This is a genomic window from Mycobacterium sp. IS-1496 (assembly GCF_001499995.1).
Lineage (GTDB): Bacteria > Actinomycetota > Actinomycetes > Mycobacteriales > Mycobacteriaceae > Mycobacterium.
In genome coordinates, this window is record NZ_LQIU01000020.1 from 1 (window position 1) to 19,672 (window position 19,672).

A 19,672-nucleotide genomic window follows, 5' to 3' on the forward strand; every position below is an offset into this window, starting at 1 on the left:
GATTTGTGTTTATGACACAGGCGCCGGGGCGCGGGGTGCGGCCGCACCTGCTCCTGCTCCGGCTCCGGCGCCACCGCCGCCCCCCGGACCCGCGGCGCCCAGCCCCACCACCGGCGGCAGCCCGATGGGGGGGACGACGAGCACCGGGACCGCGATCGGCGCCATCGGCACCACCACCGGCAGACCGGGCGCCGCGTCGACGACGCTCGGCGCCACCGGACCGGGTTCGTCCATCTTCGGCGGCATCCCCTCGGGGCCGTCGTGGTCACTGCCGGTGTCCCCTGGCGCGGAGGCCGGCGAGGAGGACGACGTGGTCGTGGGCGTGGTCGACGACGGGGAGGTGCTTGTCGGGCTCGTCGTCGACTTGGTGGTCGGTGTGCCCGACTGCTCGGTGTCCGTCGGATCCGACGGGCTCTCCGACTGTCCGCCACTCGGCTCGGCGGTCGAACCCGGTTCGGACTCAGGGGCTTCGGTGCCGTCACCGGCGTCCGGTTCCGGATCACGGTCGACGGCCGGATCGGCCACGGTGCCCGCGCCCACCGACACGGGCCCGCCGTCTTCGGGCTCCGCCAGGGCCATCGCCCCGCCCAGGCCCGCGAAAGACAGGCCGGCCGCCACCAGGCAGGCCGACGCGGCGACGCGTACCCGCGATCCCACCTGGTCACCGCCCCTCGAACCCGGTCAGGCCGGAGTTTCCATACCGTTGTGACGATTCTCGCACAATTACGGTCTCGCGTTTGCTACTGAGATGAATCGGCTCACCGTGGCAGGGCGCGGCCGTGGCCGGGGCGCACCCGACCGCTAGGGTTGGACTGCACCGATGCGGCCGCATGTCGCGGCTGGGGTACCGAGGACCGGAGGGCTGCGGGGTATGGGTTTGTTCAAGCGACGCAAAAGCCGCGCTACCCGCCGAGCCGAGGCCCGCGCGATCAAGGCCAAGGCGAAGCTGGAGGCCAGGCTCTCGGCCAAGAACGAGGCCCGTCGCTACAAGTCCCAGGCGAAGGCCGAGACCCGGGCGCTCAAGGCCCAGCTGCGTGCCCAACGGGAAAGTGACCGGACCGCGCTCAAGGTTGCTGAGACGCAACTGCGGGCGGCCAGGGAGGGCAAGCTCCTCTCCCCCGGCCGGATCCGTCGCACGTTGACCGTCGCCCGGCTGCTCGCGCCCATCGCGGTGCCGGTGGTCTACCGGGCGTCGGTGGCGGCCCGCGGCTTCGCCGACGAACGCCGCGCCGAGCGGCTCGGGGTGCCGCTGAGCCAGCTCGGCCAGTTCTCCGGACACGGCGGTGAGCTGTCCGCGCGCATCGCCGGCGCGGAGCAGTCGGTGCGCCTGGTCGCCCAGAAGAAGCCGAAGGACGGCGAGACCAAGCAGTTCGTCACCGCGATCAACGAGCGTCTCGGCGACCTGTCCGCGGCCGTCGCCGCCGCCGAGAACATGCCGACCGCGCGCCGGCGGGCCGCCCACGCCGCGATCGCCGAACAGCTCGACGGGATCGACGCCGATCTGATGGCCCGTCTCGGCGTGGCCTGACGTCGTATGCGAGCCCTTGCGCGCCGGTCGGCCGCCGCGATGGTGGCGGTGGTCCTCGTCGCCCTCTCCCTCGCGGGCGTGGCCTCCGCCCATGCCACCGTCATCGCCACCGATCCCGCCGACGGCGCGGCGCCGGCCCAGGCGCCCGCACGGGTGAGCGCCACGTTCAACGAGCCCATGCAGCCGGCGTTCGCCGCGATGACCGTCGTCGGCCCGGACGGCAACCTCTGGTCGACGGGCGCACCGCAGGTGCAGGACACCGTCGTATCGGTGGACCTGCGGCCGCTTGGCCCCTCGGGCACCTACACCGTCAACTACCGCGCGACCTCCGCCGACGGTCACGTCGTCACGGGGTCGTGGACGTTCGAGCTCACCGTCAGCGGGACCGGGACGCCGGGGCCGTCGGCCGCGGCGCCCACGGCGCCCGCCGCGCCGGCGCAGGATCCGCCGGTGTGGCCCTTCATCGTGGGCGCCTGCGTGGCGGTGGGCGCGGCCGCCCTCTGGGCGGCGCGACGCCGTACGTGAATCCGCCGCACTGGCGCACGGTGGTCGGCGGCGTCGGGGTCGTCGCGGTGGCGTCGGTGGCGGCGTGGGCGCTGGGCCGGCCGCAGAACTCGCTGAGCCTGACCGCCGCCCGCGCCGCGGCGGACTGCGCCGCGACCGTCACGCTCGGACTCGCGGTGGTGCCACTGCTCGACACCGGCCGGTACCGCGACGAGCTGTCCCGGTGGGCGGCGGTACCGCTGGCGGCGAGCGCGGCGGTGTGGCTGTTCACCGAACTCGTGCGGTTGGTCGTGGCGAGCGCGCAGGCCGCGGCCCTGCCGGCCGGGACCGTCGGAGTGCAGACCTACCTCGAGTTCGTCACCCACACCGCGGCCGGACGGTCCGGGTTCATCAGCGCGGTCGCCGCCGCGGCCGTCTGCGCGGTGGCGGTGGCGGCGCCCCGCACGGGCGCCGTGGCCGTCGCGGCGACGGGGATCGCCGCAGCCGGGCTGGCGGCGCGGACCCTGGCCGGGCACCTCGCGGAGAATCCGCTGGGCGGATTGGCCGTCGCGGTGCACACGGTGGCGGCCGGCCTGTGGTGCGGCGCTCTGGTGGGCCTGCTGGTGACGGTGGCCCACCGCGGCCAGTGGGCGCGGGTGCTGCCGCGGTTCTCGGCGCTGGCGTTGGTGTGTGTCGGTGCGCTGGTGCTGGCCGGTGTGGCCGGGGCGCTGGCCGTCGTCGGCTCCCCCGCGGACCTCGTCGCCACCGGCTACGGCCGGATCCTGACGGCGAAGCTCCTGGTGACGGTGGGGCTGACGGCGTTGGCGTGGCGCAACCGGAGCCGCTGGCTCCCGGCCGCGCGGGCCCACCGCGCCAGTGCCGGTCTGTCGCGGACGAGGTCGCTGCTGGAACTGGGCGGCATGACGGTCGCGTTGACCCTGGCGGCCGCGCTGGCCGTCACCGGATGAGCCGGCCGCGCGCCTGGCATGATGGAGCCACTGTCGCCGAACCCGGATACCGCGAAGGAGCAGCGTCGATGGCAGACCGCCAGGATGGGTCCGACGAGCCGGCCGACACTCCCGCCGAGCCCACGCCGCCGGCCGCGGAGACCGCGCCTCCGGTGAAGAAGACACCGGCCAAGAAAGTCCCCGCCAAGAAGGCGGCGGCGAAGAAGGCACCCGCCAAGAAGGCACCCGCGAAGAAGGCGCCTGCCAAGGCGGTCAAGAAGGCTCCTGCCAAGAACACCGCACCTCCCAAGAAGCAGCCGCCCCCGTCGCCCGCGGACCTCGTCAGCACCGACGGCGATCTGACCGCCGCCGCCGAGGAGGCCGCGGCTCAGGCGAAGGCCGCGGTCGCGACCGCCGCCAACCCGGTGACCGGGCCCGCCCCCGTCGCCGTCACCGGACCTGACCAGTCCCGCCTCCCACTGGCCGCGGCGGTGGCCGCGGCCGTCCTCGCCCTGCTCGCCGTCCTCGTCTCCCGGCGCCGCTGATCTCCTCTTGACCCTGACGCCACGTCAGGGTCGATAGTCGTTGTCATGGACGACGCAGCAGCCAGCACGGTCGGTACGGTCGCCGCGCTCACCGGTGTCTCGGTGCGCACCCTGCACCACTACGACCACATCGGCCTCGTGGTCCCCAGCGTCCGCACCGCAGCCGGGTACCGCGGGTACACCGACGCCGACGTCGAGCGACTGCACCTGGTGCTGGTGTACCGGTCGGTGGGCCTGCCACTCGACGAGATCCGCACCCTGCTCGACGATCCGCGCGCCGACGTCCTCGCGCGTCTCGAACACCAACTCGAGCTGCTGCACGAGCACGCCGACCGCATCCGGCACACCATCAAGGCAGTGGAGGAACTGATGAACGCACACCGCGAGGGCGTACAGCTGACCGCGCAGGAACAGGTCGAGATCTTCGGCAGCGTCGTGCACACCGACGAACACGCCGCCGAGGCGCAGCAGCGCTGGGGCGACACCGAGGCCTGGCGCCAGTCGCAGCAGCGCACCGCCCGGATGAGCAGACAGGACTGGATCGAGGTCCGCGACGAGGGTGAGGCGCTGCTGACCGATCTGGTCGCGGCGAAACGCGACGGTGTCGCGCCGGGCAGCCCGGAGGCGGATCGGCTCGCCGCGCGCCACCGCGCCTCGATCGAGCGGTTCTACGACTGCGACGACGCGATGCAGCTGGGCCTGGTGCAGATGTACCTGGCCGACGAGCGCTTCACGCGCCACTACGACGACCGCGAGCCGGGACTGGCCCGGTATCTGCACGACGTGGTCGTCGCTAGCATCGACCGGTGATCATCGAACCGCGCGCCACCGCCGACCTCGTCGACGACATCGGACCCGACGTCCGCAGCTGCGATCTGCAACTGCGCCAGTTCGGCGGGCGGTCCGACTTCGCCGGACGGATCACCACCGTGCGGTGCTTCCAGGACAACGCGCTGCTCAAGTCGGTGCTGTCCGAGCCCGGTGACGGCGGGGTGCTGGTGATCGACGGCGACGGTTCGGTGCACACCGCACTGGTCGGCGACGTGATCGCCGCGTTGGGCCGCGACAACGGGTGGAGCGGGCTGATCATCAACGGCGCCGTGCGGGACGCGTCGACGCTGCGGACCCTCGACATCGGCATCAAGGCGCTGGGCACCAACCCCCGCAAGAGCACGAAAACCGGTGCGGGCGAACGGGATGTGCCCGTCGAATTCGGCGGCGTGACGTTCACGCCGGGCGATGTCGCCTACAGCGACGACGACGGCATCGTGGTGGTCACCCGCTGACGCGGTCTCGGTGTGGTCGGTTGCGGTGAGCGCAACGGACTACACCGAAACCGCCTCGGGCGCACGGTGCTTGGAGAACTGCAGCGTGTCGTCGTCGATCTTGCCGTTGCGGATGACCCGCAGGTCGATCAGGTAGTTCTGCTTCAGCCGCCAGGGCGCCTTGCCGCCCGACTTCGGCAGCCGGTCGAGGGCGCGCTTGATGTAACCCGAGGTCAGGTCGACGAACGGCAGGCGTTCGACGTCGGCGCCGGGATCGCGCGGTTCGACGGTGTTGAAACCCTTGTCGTCCATGTAGGACAGCAGCCGGCTGACGTACTCCGAGGTGAGGTCGGCCTTGAGCGTCCACGAGGCGTTGGTGTAGCCGAAGGTGAACGCCATGTTCGGGATGCCGGAGAGCATCATGCCCTTGTAGGCCACCGTCTCGGCGAGGTCCATCGTCTCGCCGTTGCGCAGCACCTCGGCGCCGCCGAAGAACTGCACGTTCAAACCGGTTGCGGTGATGATGATGTCGGCCTCGATGCGCTCGCCGGACTTCAGCAGGATGCCGTCGGCGGTGAACCGCTCGATCGCGTCGGTGACGACGTCGGCCTTGCCCTTGCGGATCGCCTTGAAGATGTCGCCGTTGGGGGCCAGGCAGACACGCTGATCCCACGGCCGGTAGTCGGGTGCGAAGTGCCTGTCGTAGTCGTAGCCCTCCGGCAGACGCCGTTCGGCCATCTTCCGCAACAGTTTGCGGAAGAAGTTCGGGAAGATGCGGGCCATCTGGTACTGCGACATGGCCTGGAGGATGGCCTTCCACCGCACGGCGGTGTACGCGGGCTTCTCGGGGAGCAATTGGTAGGCGCGCGCGGCGAACGAGTCCTTGTCGGGCAGCGAACCGATGTAGGTCGGCGTGCGCTGCAGCATGGTGACGTGGCCGGCGCCGGTGTCGATCAGCGCCGGGATGAGCGTGATCGCGGTGGCGCCGCTGCCGATCACGACGATGTTCTTGCCCTGGTAGTCGAGGTCTTCCGGCCAGTGCTGCGGGTGCACGATCGTGCCGGCGAAGTCGTCGGCGCCGGGGAAGTCGGGCGAGTAGCCCTCGTCGTAGTTGTAGTAGCCGCTGCACGCCCAGAGGAAGCCGGCGTTGAGTTGGATCCGTTCACCGTCGCGCTCGACGGTGAGCTCCCAGCGGTTGTCCGCGTCGGACCAGTTCGCGGCGACGACCTTGTGGCCGTACCGGATGTGCTTGTCGATGCCGTTCTCGGTGGCGGCATCGTTGAGGTAGTTCCAGATCGAGCGGCCGTCGGCGATGCTCTGGTCGGTCGCCCACGGCTTGAAGTGGAACCCGAGGGTGTACATGTCGGAGTCCGACCGGATGCCCGGGTACTTGAACAGATCCCAGGTGCCGCCGAGCTTGTCGCGACGCTCGAGGATCGCATAGGTCTTGTCGGGATTCTGGCCCTGCAGATGCCATGCGGCGCTGATGCCGGAGATCCCGGCTCCGATGATGACGACGTCGACAAATTCGGTCATGCTGTCAAGCTATCAACACGCCGTCGACATCGTCAACAGTGTGTTGAGAATTTCGACGCGGTGTAAAGTCGCGGTATGACCACCGCCAGCCAGGCCCGCGCACCGCGCGGCCGCCGGTCGGCCCGCCCCTCGGGCGACGACCGTGAACAGGCCATCCTGGCGACCGCCGAACAGCTGCTCGAGGCCCGCCCGTTCGCCGAGATCTCCGTCGACGACCTGGCCAAGGGCGCGGGCATCTCCCGCCCGACCTTCTACTTCTACTTCGGCTCCAAGGAAGCGGTGCTGCTCACGCTGTGGGCGCGGGTCATCAGGGAGGCCGATACCGCGCTCGAGCAGGCCGCCTCGGCCGTGACGTCGGAGGATGTGTGGCGGCCGGGTATCAAGGTGTTCTTCGACACCTTCGGCGCCCACCGCGGCGTGACCGTCGCGGCGTCCGGTTCGGACAACGCCGAGGTGCGCGACGTCTTCGCGAAGTTCATGCAGAAGTGGATCGACTTCACCGCGGCGACCATCGAGGCCGAGCGCAGGCGCGGCGCCGCCCCGGAGACGCTGCCCGCCCACGACCTCGCCACGGCGCTCAACCTGATGAACGAGCGCACCCTGCTCGCGGCGTTCGCGGCCGAGACGCCCGGCATCCCGTCCGACCGGGTGCTCGACTCGCTCGTGCACGTGTGGACGTGCTCGGTGTACGGAGAATGCCGCTGACACGTCGGACCGCCATGCGAACATATGTTCGTGTCGGCTCAGGTTCGCGGTCAGGTGCAGGCGAGCATCCTGCACGCTGACCTGGACTCGTTCTACGCCTCGGTCGAGCAGCGCGACGATCCGGCGCTGCGCGGCAGGCCCGTCATCGTCGGTGGCGGTGTCGTGCTGGCGGCCAGCTACGAGGCCAAGGCCTACGGCGTGCGCACCGCGATGGGCGGCCACCAGGCCCGGCGGCTGTGCCCAGCGGCGATCGTCGTGCCACCGCGCATGGCCGCCTACTCCAAGGCCAGCGCCGACGTGTTCGAGGTCTTCCGCGACACCACCCCGATCGTCGAACCCCTCTCGGTCGACGAGGCGTTCCTCGACGTCTCCGGTCTGGGCCGGGTGTCCGGCACGCCGGTGCAGATCGGCGCGCGGCTGCGGGCCAGGGTCCGCGAGGAGGTCGGTCTGCCGATCACCGTCGGGATCGCGCGGACGAAGTTCCTGGCCAAGGTCGCCAGCCAGGAGGGCAAGCCCGACGGGCTGCTGCTGGTGCCACCGGACCGCGAGCTGGCGTTCCTTCATCCGCTTCCGGTGCGGCGGCTGTGGGGCGTCGGCGAGAAGACCGCCGCGAAACTGCGCGCGCACGGCATCGAGACCGTCGCCGACGTCGCCGAACTCGGCGAGACGACGCTGAGCGCGATGGTCGGCGGCGCGATGGGCCGGCAGCTGTACGCGCTGTCGCACAACATCGACCGCCGCCGCGTGGTCACCGGGGTCCGACGCCGTTCGGTGGGAGCGCAGCGGGCGCTGGGCCGCCGCGGCAACACGATGTCGGACGCGGAGGTGGACGCCGTGGTGGTCAACCTGACCGACCGCATCACCCGCCGGATGCGCAACGCCGGCCGCACCGGCCGCACCGTCGTGCTGCGGCTGCGCTTCGACGACTTCAGCCGGGTCACCCGCTCGCACACCATGCCGCGCGCTACCGCATCGACCGAAGCCGTCCTGGCCGCCGCCCGCGAACTGGTCGCCGCGGCGGCCCCGCTGATCGCCGAGCGCGGCCTGACGCTGATCGGGTTCGCGGTGTCCAACATCGACCGCGACGGCGCCCAGCAACTCGAGTTGCCGTTCGAGCGCGGGGCCGGCTCCCACACTGACACCGGGGCCCTCGACGCCGCCGTCGACGAGGTGCGCACCCGCTACGGCAATCTCGCCGTCACCCGCGGTGTGCTCCTCGGGCGCGACCCCGGCCTGGAGATGCCGCACCTGCCGGACTGACCGCCGTCACGCGGGGACGGCGCGCCCCCACACCCGGTGCTCCCCGAGGCTCTCGATCAGCGATGCCGCCAGCCCGGCGGCGTCCGATGCGCTGAGCACACCCTCGGCGTCGGCGCCGACGCCCGCCGAGGCGAGCAGATCGGTTCCCTGCGGCAGCACGCCCAGCGCCTTGAAGTGCCGGAACGCCTCGTCGACGAGGATCTTCGCCTGCACCGTGGTGGGCGATCCCGCGAGAACGAGGCCGTCGAACTCGATCGACCGCGCCGTCGTGTACGTACGCGAGATCGGAACGCTGCCACCCTCGTGATCGAGGGTGCCGCCGTGCGCGGCGATCACCAGCGGCACCAACTTCGCCGCCCCCAGGGCGTCGACCACCGCCGCCACGTCGCCGATGTCGGAATCCGGCCCGGTGAGGATGCCGACGAGACGCCCGTCCACCGGCCAGCGCTGACCGATCTGCGACACCGCCGGGCTGAGCACCGACGGTTCGACCGGGGCGGCCGTGGGCGCGGGCGGTTCCAGACCCAGGCCAGCGGCGACCGTCGCGCACAAATCGGCGTCGATGTTGGCCAGCACCGCGAGCTGGCGTTCCTTGACCGTCTGCTCGTAGCACTTGCCCAGCTCGAAGGTGTACGCCTCCGCGACGTGGGCCTGCTCCACCGGGCTCAGGCTGCGGTAGAACATCGCCACCTGCGAGAAGTGGTCGTCGTAGGAGGCCGGCGCCGCACGGACTTTCGTCGACTCGGCGACCACGGCGGGCGCCTCGATGAACGCGGCGTTGTCCGCACCCGCGAGGAACGGGCATCCGCCGTCGAGCGAGTTCGGCCGGTACGGCGCGACACCCGGGTGCACGCCGTGCTGGTGGAAGCCGTCACGCAGCATGTCGTTGACCGGGGCGTGCGGACGGTTGATCGGGATCTGACCGAAGTTCGGTCCGCCCAACCGGGTCAGCTGCGTGTCCAGGTAGGAGAACAACCGCGCCTGCAGGAGCGGATCGTCGGTGACGTCGATGCCGGGCGCCAGATGGCCGGGGTGGAACGCCACCTGTTCGGTCTCGGCGAAGAAGTTGGTGGGGTTGCGGTTCAGTTGCATGGTGCCGATCACCTGCACCGGGGCCAGTTCCTCGGGCACGATCTTCGTAGGGTCGAGCAGGTCGATCCCCTCGAACATCTGATCCGGCGTATCGGGCATCACCTGCACGCCGAGATCCCATTCGGGGTACGCGCCCTTCTCGATGGCGTCCGCCAGATCCCGGCGGTGCAGGTCCGGGTCCATTCCCGCGGCGATCTGCGCCTCTTCCCACACCAGGGAGTGCACACCCAGTCGCGGCTTCCAGTGGAACTTCACCAGCGACGTCGACCCGTCCGGCGCGGTCAGCCGGAAGGTGTGGACGCCGAATCCCTCCATCATCCGGTAGGAGCGCGGGATGCCGCGGTCGGACATGTTCCACATGGTGTGCGCGGACGCTTCGGTGTGCAGCGACACGAAGTCCCAGAACGTGTCGTGCGCACTCTGGGCCTGCGGGATCTCCCGGTCCGGATGCGGTTTGGCGGCGTGCACGACGTCGGGGAACTTGATGCCGTCCTGGATGAAGAACACCGGGATGTTGTTGCCGACGAGGTCGAAGGTGCCCTCGTCGGTGTAGAACTTGGTGGCGAATCCGCGGGTGTCGCGGACGGTGTCGGCCGATCCGCGGGAACCGAGCACCGTCGAGAAGCGGACGAACACGTCGGTTTCGGCGCCGGACTTCAGGAAGCCCGCCTTGCAGATCTTCTCGGCGGCGCCGTTACCGCGGAACACGCCGTGGGCCGCGGCGCCGCGGGCGTGCACCGCACGCTCCGGGATGCGCTCGTGGTCGAAATGCATGATCTTCTCGCGCAGGTGGTGATCCTGCAGCAGCGTCGGCCCGCGTTCACCCGCCTTGAGGGAGTGGTCGGTGTCGTACAGCCGGGCGCCCTGCGCGGTGGTCAGGTACTCGCCCTGCTGACCTCGAGCGGTCTGCCCACCGCCGACGGAAAGGCCGGTGGCCGTGCGCAAGTCGGGCCCACCCTGATCGGGTTTCGGGGGCAGCGGTTCCCGCGGCGCGGTCGGCTCGTCGAACGACGGCTTCTCCGGTCCGGGTGCGCCCGGGATGTAGCTCGGGCTGTGCTGCTGCATCCGCTCGGCGGCTTCCTTGACCTTGTCCTTGGCGTCTTTGACGACGCTCTTGATGGTCTCTTTGGCTCCGCGGTCCTGCGACATGGGGTCCCCTTCGTCAGCTTGGTCGGTGACCGGGCGCGCCGAAACGGCCCCTCGTCACGCGTCCCCCCGCCTTTCCCTGCCGCAGCGGTGCCTAAACGCGGCGGACCGCCATGTGAGATTTCAGGACGTCGTCCAGGCCAGCAGTTCGTCGGCCGGCCAGGTGTTGACGATCCGCTCGACCGGCACCCCGGCGTCGAGTGCCCGCTGTGCGCCGTAGCCGAGAAAGTCCAATTGGCCCGGAGCATGGGAATCGGTGTCGATGGCGAAGACGCAACCGATTTCGAGCGCGAGGTTCAGCAACCGGGTGGGCGGATCGCGCCGCTCGGGCCGGGAGTTGATCTCGACGGCGGTGCCGTTGTCACGGCACGCGGTGAACACCTTCTCGGCGTCGAACTTCGACTCCGGCCGGATACCGCGGTTACCGGTGACCAGTCGCCCGGTGCAGTGGCCGAGCACGTCGGTGTGCGGGTTGGCGACGGCCTTGAGCATGCGCCGCGTCATCGCCGGCGCGTCCATGGCCAGCTTCGAGTGCACGCTGGCCACCACCACGTCGAGGCGCTCGAGCAGCTCCTCCTCCTGGTCGAGGGACCCGTCCTCGAGGATGTCCACTTCGATGCCGGTCAGGATGCGCAGGGGCGCAACGGTTTCACGCAGTCCATCGATCACGTCGAGTTGTCTGCGCAACCGGTCCGGGGACAGACCGTTGGCGATGGTCAGCCGCGGCGAGTGGTCGGTCAGCACGCAGTATTCGTGCCCGAGGTCACGGGCGGCAGCCATCATCTCCTCGATCGGCGCCGACCCGTCCGACCAGTTCGAGTGCACATGCAGGTCCCCCTTGAGCGCCGCGCGGATCTCACCGCCGCCGAGATCGACTGCGTTGTCCCGTAATTCGACGAGCACGTCGGGTTCGCGGCCGGCCCACGCCTGCGCGATCACCTTCGCCGTCTTGGGCCCGATACCCGGCAGCGACTGCCACGAGTCGGCGGCGCCGTGGCGGTCGCGTTCGGCTTCGGTGAGCCGCTCCACGACGTCGGCGGCGTTGCGGTAGGCCATCACCCGTCGGGAGTCCTCGCGAGCCCGGTCCTTGTAGTACGCGATCTGGCGCAGCGCGGTCACGGGGTCCATGTCCCCAGTGTGCCCTCAGCGCGGACGCCACCGGGGATCGCGGCCGCTGAGCCCCACAATGCGGTCGATCGCCGGCGCGTCGTCGGGCACCGGCACGGCCGGGCCGAACATGCCTTCCGTACCTGCCGGATCGAATTGGCCGAGGTACTCGAGGCACACCTGCGCGGTGGCCGGGTCGCAGTCGTAGACCTGGCCGCTCGCCGCCGCGACGTCCCAGCCGTGGATGACGACTTCGGTCAGCGCGACGATCCCGGCGACCTCACCGGGCAGGTCGATCCCGCCGGCGCGGGTCATCCCCGTCCACGCGTCGGCCGAGCGCCAGGCGTCGGCGAGTTCGGTCAGGCGCTGCGGGTAGGCGGCGCGCCAGTCGTCGTCGGGCGGTCGGGGCCGGGGCGGGTTGTCGGTCCACTCGCCGAGGTCCTTGCGCGCAGCGGCGGCGAAGGCCGTCGAGAGATCGCCGACGTGCGCGAGGAGCTCACCGAGCCGCATCCCGTCGCACGGCGTGCCGGCATCGAGCAGCCCGTCGGACACGTGGGCGACGACGTCGGCGGTGCGCCGACAGGCGGAGCTGAGGTCGATCATGTCCGTACCGACTCGCGGGGACCGGAAATCTCATCGCACGACTGCCAGAAAACCGGACTAGCGTCGGTGGACGTGCGATTCGCCTTCAAGACCTCACCGCAGAACACCACCTGGGCCGAGATGCTGCCGATCTGGCAGGCAGCCGACGACATCGACGTCTACGAGTCGGGCTGGACGTTCGACCACTTCTATCCGATCTTCTCCGATTCGGCCGGCCCCTGCCTGGAGGGCTGGATCACGCTGACGGCGCTGGCCCAGGCCACCCGGCGGTTGCGGGTCGGCGTGCTGGTCACCGGCATCCACTACCGTCATCCGGCGGTCCTGGCCAACATGGCCTCAGCGCTCGACATCGTCTCGAACGGCCGGCTCGAGCTCGGTATCGGCGCGGGGTGGAACGAGGAGGAGTCCGGCGCCTACGGGATCGAGCTGGGCTCGATCAAGGAGCGGTTCGACCGCTTCGAAGAGGCCTGCGAGGTGCTCACCGGGCTGCTGTCCCAGGAGACCACGAGCTTCGACGGGACGTATTACCAGCTCAAGGACGCCCGTAACGAGCCGAAGGGCCCCCAGCAGCCACACCCGCCGATCTGCATCGGAGGGAGCGGCGAGAAGCGCACGCTGCGCATCACGGCACGCTGGGCGCAGCACTGGAACTTCGTCGGCGGGCCGCCGGAGGAGTTCGCGCGCAAGCGGGACGTCCTGGCCTCGCACTGCGCGGACATCGGACGCGACCCGAAGGAGATCATGCTCTCGGCGCACGTCCGTCTCGGCGCGGACCACGATTACGCGAAGGTGATCGACGAGGCGGCCGCGCTGGGGGCCGAGGGCCTCGACCTGGCGATCGTGTACCTGCCGCCGCCCTATGACACCGCGGTCCTCGAACCCCTCGCCGAGGCGATCAGGGACTCCGGGCTGACGGTCACGAAAGCATAACGATCAGGCAAAATCCGGGGGCGGCACGGGTCGACCGCCTGACCGGCAGGTCACCGCTTAGCTAGACGCCGAAGCGCACCAGTTCGGCAGCGGTGATGAGCCGTTCCTGCTTGGCGGGAAATTCACGGCTCTTGACGGGGTGACGGAACAATGACCAGGCGATTCGACCCACCCGTGACCGGGAAATCGGGTTGATGTACACGTCGATCACTCCTGCGGTAACTCAATTGCTGATCGTGGGCCACGATATCGCAAAACCCACATCAAGTCATTAGAGTTCGCTCCCCCGGCAAACGCTGTGAGGCGCGCCGACGAATCGACGTCGAGTTTCTGGTGTGGCTGGTGGTTCAGGAGTGACGAACGCCGGGTGTCCGGCCGTCGACTCAGCGCTGCGGAACCGCCGTCGGCTTGATCGGGGCCGGCAGCGCGCTCTGGCCCATCAGGTACCGGTCGACGCCCGCGGCGGCCGCGCGCCCCTCGGCGATCGCCCACACGATCAGCGACTGCCCGCGGCCCATGTCGCCGGCCACGAACACGCCGGGCACCGAGGTCGCGTAGTCGTCGTCACGCGACACGTTGCCGCGGTCGGTCAGCTCCACCTTGAGGTCGGTCAGCAGGCCCTGCTTCTCCGGTCCGACGAAGCCCATCGCGAGCAACACCAGGTCGGCCTCCAACTCGAAGTCCGAACCCTCGATCTTCTCGAACTTGCCGGCCCTCATCTCGACCTCGTGCACCTTCAGCGAGGTGACGCGGCCGTTCTCGTCGCCGCAGAACTCCTCGGTGTTCACCGAGTACACCCGCTCGCCGCCCTCTTCGTGGGCCGACGAGACGCGGAACATGAGCGGATAGGTCGGCCACGGCGTGCTGTCGGCGCGCGTCTCCGGCGGGCGCGGCATGATCTCGAACTGGTGCACACTCGCCGCACCCTGCCGGTGCGAGGTGCCGAGGCAGTCCGCGCCGGTGTCGCCGCCGCCGATGATGACGACCTTCTTGCCCTTGGCGGTGATCGGCGGCTCGCCGTCGTCGCCGGTCACCGGGTCGCCCATCTGAACACGGTTGGCCCAGGGCAGGAACTCCATCGCCTGGTGGATGCCGTCGAGTTCGCGGCCGGGGATCGGCAGATCGCGCCATGCGGTCGCACCGCCGGCCAGCACCACCGCGTCGAACTCCGAACGCAGCTGCGCCACCGAGATGTCGACGCCGACGTTCACCCCGGTGCGGAACTGGGTGCCTTCGGCCTCCATCTGCTCCAGCCGGCGGTCGATGTGGCGCTTCTCCATCTTGAACTCGGGGATGCCGTAGCGCAGCAGGCCGCCGATGCGGTCGGCGCGCTCGAACACGGTCACGGTGTGACCGGCCCGGGTCAGCTGCTGGGCGGCGGCCAGCCCGGCCGGGCCGGAGCCGACGACGGCGACCTTCTTGCCGGTCAACCGGTCCGGTGGCAGCGGGACGACCCAGCCCTCGTCGAAGGCGTTGTCGATGATCTCGACCTCGACCTGCTTGATGGTGACGGCGTCCTGGTTGATGCCGAGCACGCACGACGCCTCACACGGCGCCGGGCACAGCCGCCCGGTGAACTCCGGGAAGTTGTTGGTGGCGTGCAGCCGCTCGATCGCGTCGCGCCAGCGGTCCCTGTAGACCAGGTCGTTCCACTCGGGAATCAGGTTTCCCAGCGGACAACCGTTGTGGCAGAACGGGATCCCGCAGTCCATACAGCGGGCAGCCTGCGTCTGCAACGTCTCGTGCGAGAAGTCCTCGTAGACCTCTTTCCAGTCGCGCAGACGCAACGGCACCGGGCGGCGCTGCGGAAGCTCGCGATGGGTGTACTTGAGAAAACCGCGCGGATCAGCCACTTGCGGCCGCCATGATCGCCTCGTTCTTGTCCGCGCCGGTGCGTTCCGCCTCGGCGATTGCGGCCAGCACGCGCTTGAAGTCGCGCGGCATGACCTTGACGAAATGCTTCAACTCTTCTTCCCAGTTGTTCAGGATGCGTTGTCCCACGGCCGAATCGGTGGCGTCGACGTGGGCCTGCAGCATGCCGTGGAGCCATTGGACGTTCTCGTCGTCGAGGACGTCGAGTTCCACCATCTCGGCGTTGAGATTGTCCGGGAGCGCGCCCGTCGGGTCGTAGACGAACGCCATCCCGCCCGACATGCCGGCCGCGAAGTTGCGTCCAGTCGGCCCGAGGATGACGACCTTGCCGCCGGTCATGTACTCACAGCCGTGGTCGCCAACACCCTCGACGACGGCGACGGCGCCGGAGTTGCGGACCGCGAACCGTTCCCCGACCTGCCCGCGCAGGAACATCTCGCCGCTGGTCGCCCCGAACAGGATGACGTTGCCGGCGATGATGTTGTCCTCGGCGACATAGTCGGCCGGCGCGTTGTCGGCCGGGCGGACCACCACGCGGCCACCCGAGAGGCCCTTGCCGACATAGTCGTTGGCGTCGCCATAGACGCGCAGCGTGATGCCCTTGGGTACGAAGGCGCCGAAACTGTTGCCCGCCGAACCATCGAACGTGATGTCGATGGTGCCGTCCGGAAGCCCCTGACCGCCATAGGCTTTGGTCACCTCGTGGCCGAGCATGGTGCCGACCGTGCGGTTGACGTTGGCGATGGTGGTCGAGAACTTGACCGGCGTGCCGGAATCGAGTGCCTCGCGGCACATCACGATGAGCTGCTGGTCGAGCGCCTTGTCCAGGCCGTGGTCCTGACGCGAACTGCAGTACAGATCCTGGTTCATGAACGCCGACTCGGGTTCGTGCAGCACCGGCGACAGGTCCAGCTTGTGGGCCTTCCAGTGCTCGGCCGCCTCGGTCGTGTCCAGCACGCCGACCTGGCCCACCATCTCGTTGACGGTGCGGAAACCCAACTGCGCCATGGTCTCGCGCACTTCCTCGGCGATGAACATGAAGAAGTTCTCGACGAATTCGGGCTTGCCGTTGAACCGTTCGCGCAGCACCGGGTTCTGGGTGGCCACACCGACGGGGCACGTGTCGAGGTGGCAGACCCGCATCATGATGCAGCCGGACACCACCAGCGGTGCGGTGGCGAAGCCGAACTCCTCGGCGCCGAGCAGTGCGGCGACCACCACGTCGCGGCCGGTCTTGAGCTGACCGTCGACCTGCACCACGATGCGATCGCGAAGACCGTTGAGCAGCAACGTCTGCTGCGTCTCGGCCAGGCCCAGCTCCCACGGCGCGCCGGCGTGCTTCATCGACGTCAGCGGCGTGGCGCCGGTGCCGCCGTCGTGGCCGGAGATCAGCACCACGTCCGCGTGCGCCTTGGACACGCCCGCGGCGACGGTGCCGACGCCGTTCTCGCTGACCAGCTTGACGTGGACGCGGGCCTGCGGGTTGGCGTTCTTCAGGTCGTGGATCAGCTGGGCGAGATCCTCGATGGAGTAGATGTCGTGGTGCGGCGGCGGCGAGATCAGCCCGACGCCGGGTGTGGAGTGCCGCACCTCGGCGACCCACGGGTACACCTTGTGACCCGGAAGCTGGCCACCCTCACCGGGTTTGGCGCCCTGGGCCATCTTGATCTGAATGTCGGTGCAGTTGCTCAGGTAGTGGCTGGTCACACCGAAGCGGCCCGACGCCACCTGCTTGATCGCACTGCGCCGCCAGTCGCCGTTGTCGTCGCGGTCGAAGCGGGTGACGGCCTCGCCACCCTCGCCCGAGTTGGACCGGCCGCCGAGGCGGTTCATCGCGATCGCGAGCGTCTCGTGAGCCTCGGCCGAGATCGAGCCGTAGCTCATCGCGCCGGTGGAGAACCGTTTGACGATCTCGCTCGCCGGTTCGACGTCCTCGATCGGGATCGGCTGTCGCACACCGTCTTTGAACTTCAGCAGGCCGCGCAGCGACGCCATCCGCTCGGACTGGTCGTCGATGAGCTTGGTGTACTCCTTGAAGATCGAGTACTGGCCGGTCCGGGTGGAGTGCTGCAGCTTGAACACCGTGTCGGGATTGAAGAGGTGGTACTCCCCCTCACGCCGCCACTGGTACTCGCCGCCGACCTCGAGTTCGCGGTGCGCGCGCTCGTCCGGGCGGTCCAGGTAGGCCAGCGCGTGGCGGGCGGCGACCTCGGCCGCGATGTCGTCGAGGTCGATGCCGCCGACCGGGCAGCTCAAGCCGGTGAAGTACTCGTCGAGCACCTTCTGGTCGATGCCGATGGCCTGGAACAGCTGCGCGCCGGTGTAGGAGGCGAGCGTCGAGATGCCCATCTTGGACATCACCTTGAGCACACCCTTGCCCGCGGCCTTGACGTAGTTGGCCTTGGCCTGGTCGCTGCTGATCCCGGTGATCACACCGCGGTCGACCATGTCCTCGATGGACTCGAACGCCATGTACGGGTTGATGGCCGCGGCCCCGAAACCGCACAGGGCGGCCATGTGGTGCACCTCGCGGGCATCGCCGGCCTCGACGACGAGGCCGACCTGGGTGCGGGTGCGCTCCCGGACCAGGTGGTGGTGCACCGCGGCGACACTCAGCAGCGACGGGATCGGCGCCATCTGCTCGTCGGACTCCCGGTCGGAGAGCACGATGATGCGCGCCCCGTCGCGGATCGCCGCCGACACCTTGGCGCGTACGTTGTTCAGCGCCTCACGCAGACCCTGTCCGCCCCGGTTGACCGGGTACAGGCAGCGGATCACCGCGGCGCGCATCCCGTGCTTGTGTCCGCGGATCTCGTGGTCGGGGTCGACGCACATCAGCTTCGACAACTCGGCGTTACGCAGGATCGGCTGCGGCAGCACGATCTGGCGGCACGATTCTGCGGTCGGGTTGAGCAGATCGCCCTCCGGGCCGATGACGCCCTGCAGGCTGGTCACCACCTCTTCGCGGATGGCGTCCAGCGGCGGGTTGGTCACCTGCGCGAACAACTGCTGGAAGTAGTCGAACAGCATGCGCGGGCGCTGCGAGAGCACGGCGACCGGCGTGTCGGTGCCCATCGACCCGATCGGCTCGGCACCCGTGCGGGCCATCGGCGCGACGAGCAGGTTGAGCTCTTCGTAGGTGTAGCCGAAGGCCTGCTGGCGCAGGACGACGCGGTGGTGCGGCATCCGCACGTAGTCACCCGGCGGCAGTTCCTCGAGGTGGAACAGGCCGGCGTCGAGCCACTCGGCGTACGGCTGCTCGGCGGCGAGGTCGGCCTTGATCTCCTCGTCGGAGACGATGCGGCCCTGCGCGGTGTCGACCAGGAACATCCGGCCGGGCTGCAGGCGCATCTTCTGCACGACGGTCGCCGGGTCGAGGTCGAGCACCCCGGCCTCCGACGCCATCACCACGAGGCCGTCCTCGGTGACCCAGATCCGCGACGGGCGCAGGCCGTTGCGGTCGAGCACGGCGCCGATCACGGTGCCGTCGGTGAAGCAGACCGCCGCGGGGCCGTCCCAGGGCTCCATCAGCGACGCGTGGTACCGGTAGAACGCCCGCAGGGCGGGGTCCATCGACTCGTGGCGCTCCCACGCCTCGGGGATCATCATCAGCACCGCATGCGGCAGGCTGCGGCCACCGAGGTGGAGCAGTTCGAGCACCTCGTCGAAACGTGCGGTGTCCGAGGCGCCCGGGGTGCAGACCGGCACGATCTTGTCGAGGTCGGCCTCGGTCCCGAACACGTCGGTGCGGATCAGCGCCTCGCGCGCTCGCATCCAGTTCTCGTTGCCGGTGACGGTGTTGATCTCACCGTTGTGCGCGACCCGGCGGAACGGGTGCGCCAGCGGCCACGACGGGAAGGTGTTGGTGGAGAAGCGGGAGTGCACGATGCCCAGCGCGCTGGTCAGCCGCCCGTCCTGCAGGTCGAGGTAGAACGCCCGCAGCTGCGGGGTGGTCAGCATGCCCTTGTAGACGAAGGTCTGGCCGCTCAGGCTCGGGAAGTAGACCGTCTCCCGCCCCGGGCCGTCCTGTCCCGGGCCCTTGGTGCCCAGCTCGTGCTCGGCGCGTTTGCGGATGACGTAGGCGCGGCGTTCGAGTTCCATGCCGCGGACGCGGGGAGCACCGTCGGTTCCCGCAGCCCCGGACAGGAAGACCTGGCGGAACGTCGGCATCGCGTCGCGGGCGAGCGCGCCCAGCGACGAGTCGTCGGTCGGCACGTCGCGCCAGCCGAGCACCGTCAGGCCCTCGGCCTCGGCGATCTTCTCCACCTGCTCACAGGCCGTCGCGGCGTCCTTCGACGACTGCGGCAGGAAGGCGATGCCGGTGGCGTAGCTGCCCGGCTCGGGCAGGTCGAAGTCCACCACGGCGCGGAAGAACTCGTCGGGAACCTGCAGCAGGATGCCCGCACCGTCGCCGGTGTTCGGTTCGGCGCCCTGGGCACCGCGGTGCTCCAGGTTCAGCAGGGCCGTGATGGCCTTGTCGACGATGTCGCGGCTGCGGCGCCCGTGCATGTCGGCCACCATCGCCACGCCACACGAGTCGTGCTCGTACGCGGGGTTGTACAGCCCTTGAATCCTGGGCGCCATTCCCACCTGACCCTTACTCTCGAACCTTCGGCGAAGCTTCAGCTGGCTGCCGTCTGCGACGGCATGAGC

The 19,672-nt window shown here is 69.7% G+C and carries 17 protein-coding genes; 9 read left to right on the plus strand and 8 right to left on the minus strand.

Translation table 11 applies throughout. The annotated features are described in order from the left end of the window. Window positions 1–9: 9 nt before the first annotated feature. Window positions 10–657, minus strand: coding sequence for a hypothetical protein (locus AU195_RS12105; protein ID WP_059159316.1), 648 nt, complete (start codon window positions 655–657; stop codon window positions 10–12). A 214-nt stretch (window positions 658–871) separates the two neighbouring features. Between AU195_RS12105 and AU195_RS12110 the strand changes: the two genes are divergently transcribed. From AU195_RS12110 to rraA, 6 genes are all read left to right on the plus strand, one after another. After that, window positions 872–1,528 carry a DUF6474 family protein gene (locus tag AU195_RS12110; protein WP_059159317.1) on the plus strand — a complete coding sequence of 219 codons (657 nt, stop codon included), beginning with the start codon at window positions 872–874 and terminating at the stop codon, window positions 1,526–1,528. Window positions 1,529–1,534: 6 nt separating this feature from the next. Continuing rightward, complete coding sequence (locus tag AU195_RS12115) at window positions 1,535–2,053, plus strand: copper resistance CopC family protein (protein WP_059159318.1); 519 nt, start codon at window positions 1,535–1,537, stop codon at window positions 2,051–2,053. Further along, window positions 2,050–2,979 (plus strand): CopD family protein, encoded by a 930-nt coding sequence (locus AU195_RS12120; RefSeq protein ID WP_059159319.1) that lies wholly within the window; start codon window positions 2,050–2,052, stop codon window positions 2,977–2,979. Before AU195_RS12115 ends, AU195_RS12120 begins: the two co-directional genes overlap by 4 nt. A 68-nt stretch (window positions 2,980–3,047) precedes the next feature. Continuing rightward, window positions 3,048–3,503, plus strand: a complete 456-nt coding sequence (locus AU195_RS12125) for an Rv3852 family protein (RefSeq protein WP_059159320.1) — start codon at window positions 3,048–3,050, stop codon at window positions 3,501–3,503. Window positions 3,504–3,548: 45 nt separating this feature from the next. Further along, a complete protein-coding gene (locus tag AU195_RS12130; RefSeq protein ID WP_059159321.1) occupies window positions 3,549–4,313 on the plus strand; it encodes a MerR family transcriptional regulator in 765 nt (254 codons plus the stop codon). After that, window positions 4,310–4,789: a ribonuclease E activity regulator RraA gene (rraA, locus tag AU195_RS12135; RefSeq protein WP_059159322.1), complete on the plus strand. Its 480-nt coding sequence runs from the start codon at window positions 4,310–4,312 to the stop codon at window positions 4,787–4,789. Before AU195_RS12130 ends, rraA begins: the two co-directional genes overlap by 4 nt. 39 nt (window positions 4,790–4,828) lie before the next feature. On the opposite strand, the gene AU195_RS12140 is transcribed toward rraA, so the two are convergent. After that, the gene (locus tag AU195_RS12140) at window positions 4,829–6,304 is read right to left on the minus strand and encodes a flavin-containing monooxygenase (protein ID WP_059159323.1); all 1,476 of its coding nucleotides are present in this window, start codon (window positions 6,302–6,304) and stop codon (window positions 4,829–4,831) included. Between the two features lie 75 nt (window positions 6,305–6,379). On the opposite strand from AU195_RS12140, the gene AU195_RS12145 reads away from it, so the two are divergent. After that, entirely contained in the window at window positions 6,380–7,009 is a 630-nt protein-coding gene (locus AU195_RS12145; RefSeq protein ID WP_059159324.1) for a TetR/AcrR family transcriptional regulator, read from the plus strand. Between the two features lie 24 nt (window positions 7,010–7,033). After that, the gene (dinB, locus tag AU195_RS12150) at window positions 7,034–8,269 is read left to right on the plus strand and encodes a DNA polymerase IV (protein WP_059159325.1); all 1,236 of its coding nucleotides are present in this window, start codon (window positions 7,034–7,036) and stop codon (window positions 8,267–8,269) included. Between the two features lie 6 nt (window positions 8,270–8,275). Here dinB and AU195_RS12155 read toward each other — a convergent pair whose 3' ends face one another. The 3 genes from AU195_RS12155 to AU195_RS12165 all read right to left on the minus strand — a co-directional run bounded on the left by AU195_RS12155 (window position 8,276) and on the right by AU195_RS12165 (window position 12,217). Further along, complete coding sequence (locus AU195_RS12155; RefSeq protein ID WP_172800556.1) at window positions 8,276–10,426, minus strand: catalase; 2,151 nt, start codon at window positions 10,424–10,426, stop codon at window positions 8,276–8,278. A 204-nt stretch (window positions 10,427–10,630) separates the two neighbouring features. Next, entirely contained in the window at window positions 10,631–11,635 is a 1,005-nt protein-coding gene (locus tag AU195_RS12160) for a PHP domain-containing protein (RefSeq protein ID WP_059159327.1), read from the minus strand. Between the two features lie 15 nt (window positions 11,636–11,650). Then, on the minus strand, window positions 11,651–12,217 hold the full coding sequence (locus tag AU195_RS12165) for a TIGR03086 family metal-binding protein (protein WP_059159328.1): 567 nt from the start codon (window positions 12,215–12,217) through the stop codon (window positions 11,651–11,653). 72 nt (window positions 12,218–12,289) lie between these two features. On the opposite strand from AU195_RS12165, the gene AU195_RS12170 reads away from it, so the two are divergent. Further along, a complete protein-coding gene (locus tag AU195_RS12170) occupies window positions 12,290–13,147 on the plus strand; it encodes an LLM class F420-dependent oxidoreductase (protein WP_059159386.1) in 858 nt (285 codons plus the stop codon). A 61-nt stretch (window positions 13,148–13,208) separates the two neighbouring features. Here AU195_RS12170 and AU195_RS25930 read toward each other — a convergent pair whose 3' ends face one another. From AU195_RS25930 to gltB, 3 genes are all read right to left on the minus strand, one after another. After that, a complete protein-coding gene (locus tag AU195_RS25930) occupies window positions 13,209–13,358 on the minus strand; it encodes a hypothetical protein (RefSeq protein WP_172800552.1) in 150 nt (49 codons plus the stop codon). A 172-nt stretch (window positions 13,359–13,530) separates the two neighbouring features. Further along, window positions 13,531–15,000 (minus strand): glutamate synthase subunit beta, encoded by a 1,470-nt coding sequence (locus AU195_RS12175; RefSeq protein ID WP_059159329.1) that lies wholly within the window; start codon window positions 14,998–15,000, stop codon window positions 13,531–13,533. After that, window positions 14,993–19,603, minus strand: coding sequence for a glutamate synthase large subunit (gltB, locus tag AU195_RS12180; protein WP_059159330.1), 4,611 nt, complete (start codon window positions 19,601–19,603; stop codon window positions 14,993–14,995). The genes AU195_RS12175 and gltB overlap by 8 nt, the downstream gene beginning before the upstream one ends. Window positions 19,604–19,672: the final 69 nt, after the last annotated feature.

Bases quoted from the DNA above. Each gene is read 5' to 3' on its own strand.
- AU195_RS12110 (WP_059159317.1), top strand. From the start codon at position 872: ATGGGTTTGTTCAAGCGACGCAAAAGCCGCGCTACCCGCCGAGCCGAG.
- AU195_RS12115 (WP_059159318.1), top strand. From the start codon at position 1,535: ATGCGAGCCCTTGCGCGCCGGTCGGCCGCCGCGATGGTGGCGGTGGTC.
- AU195_RS12125 (WP_059159320.1), top strand. From the start codon at position 3,048: ATGGCAGACCGCCAGGATGGGTCCGACGAGCCGGCCGACACTCCCGCC.
- AU195_RS12130 (WP_059159321.1), top strand. From the start codon at position 3,549: ATGGACGACGCAGCAGCCAGCACGGTCGGTACGGTCGCCGCGCTCACC.
- AU195_RS12140 (WP_059159323.1), bottom strand. From the start codon at position 6,304: ATGACCGAATTTGTCGACGTCGTCATCATCGGAGCCGGGATCTCCGGC.
- AU195_RS12145 (WP_059159324.1), top strand. From the start codon at position 6,380: ATGACCACCGCCAGCCAGGCCCGCGCACCGCGCGGCCGCCGGTCGGCC.
- dinB (WP_059159325.1), top strand. From the start codon at position 7,034: ATGTTCGTGTCGGCTCAGGTTCGCGGTCAGGTGCAGGCGAGCATCCTG.
- AU195_RS12155 (WP_172800556.1), bottom strand. From the start codon at position 10,426: ATGCAGCAGCACAGCCCGAGCTACATCCCGGGCGCACCCGGACCGGAG.
- AU195_RS12160 (WP_059159327.1), bottom strand. From the start codon at position 11,635: ATGGACCCCGTGACCGCGCTGCGCCAGATCGCGTACTACAAGGACCGG.
- AU195_RS12165 (WP_059159328.1), bottom strand. From the start codon at position 12,217: ATGATCGACCTCAGCTCCGCCTGTCGGCGCACCGCCGACGTCGTCGCC.
- gltB (WP_059159330.1), bottom strand. From the start codon at position 19,603: ATGGCGCCCAGGATTCAAGGGCTGTACAACCCCGCGTACGAGCACGAC.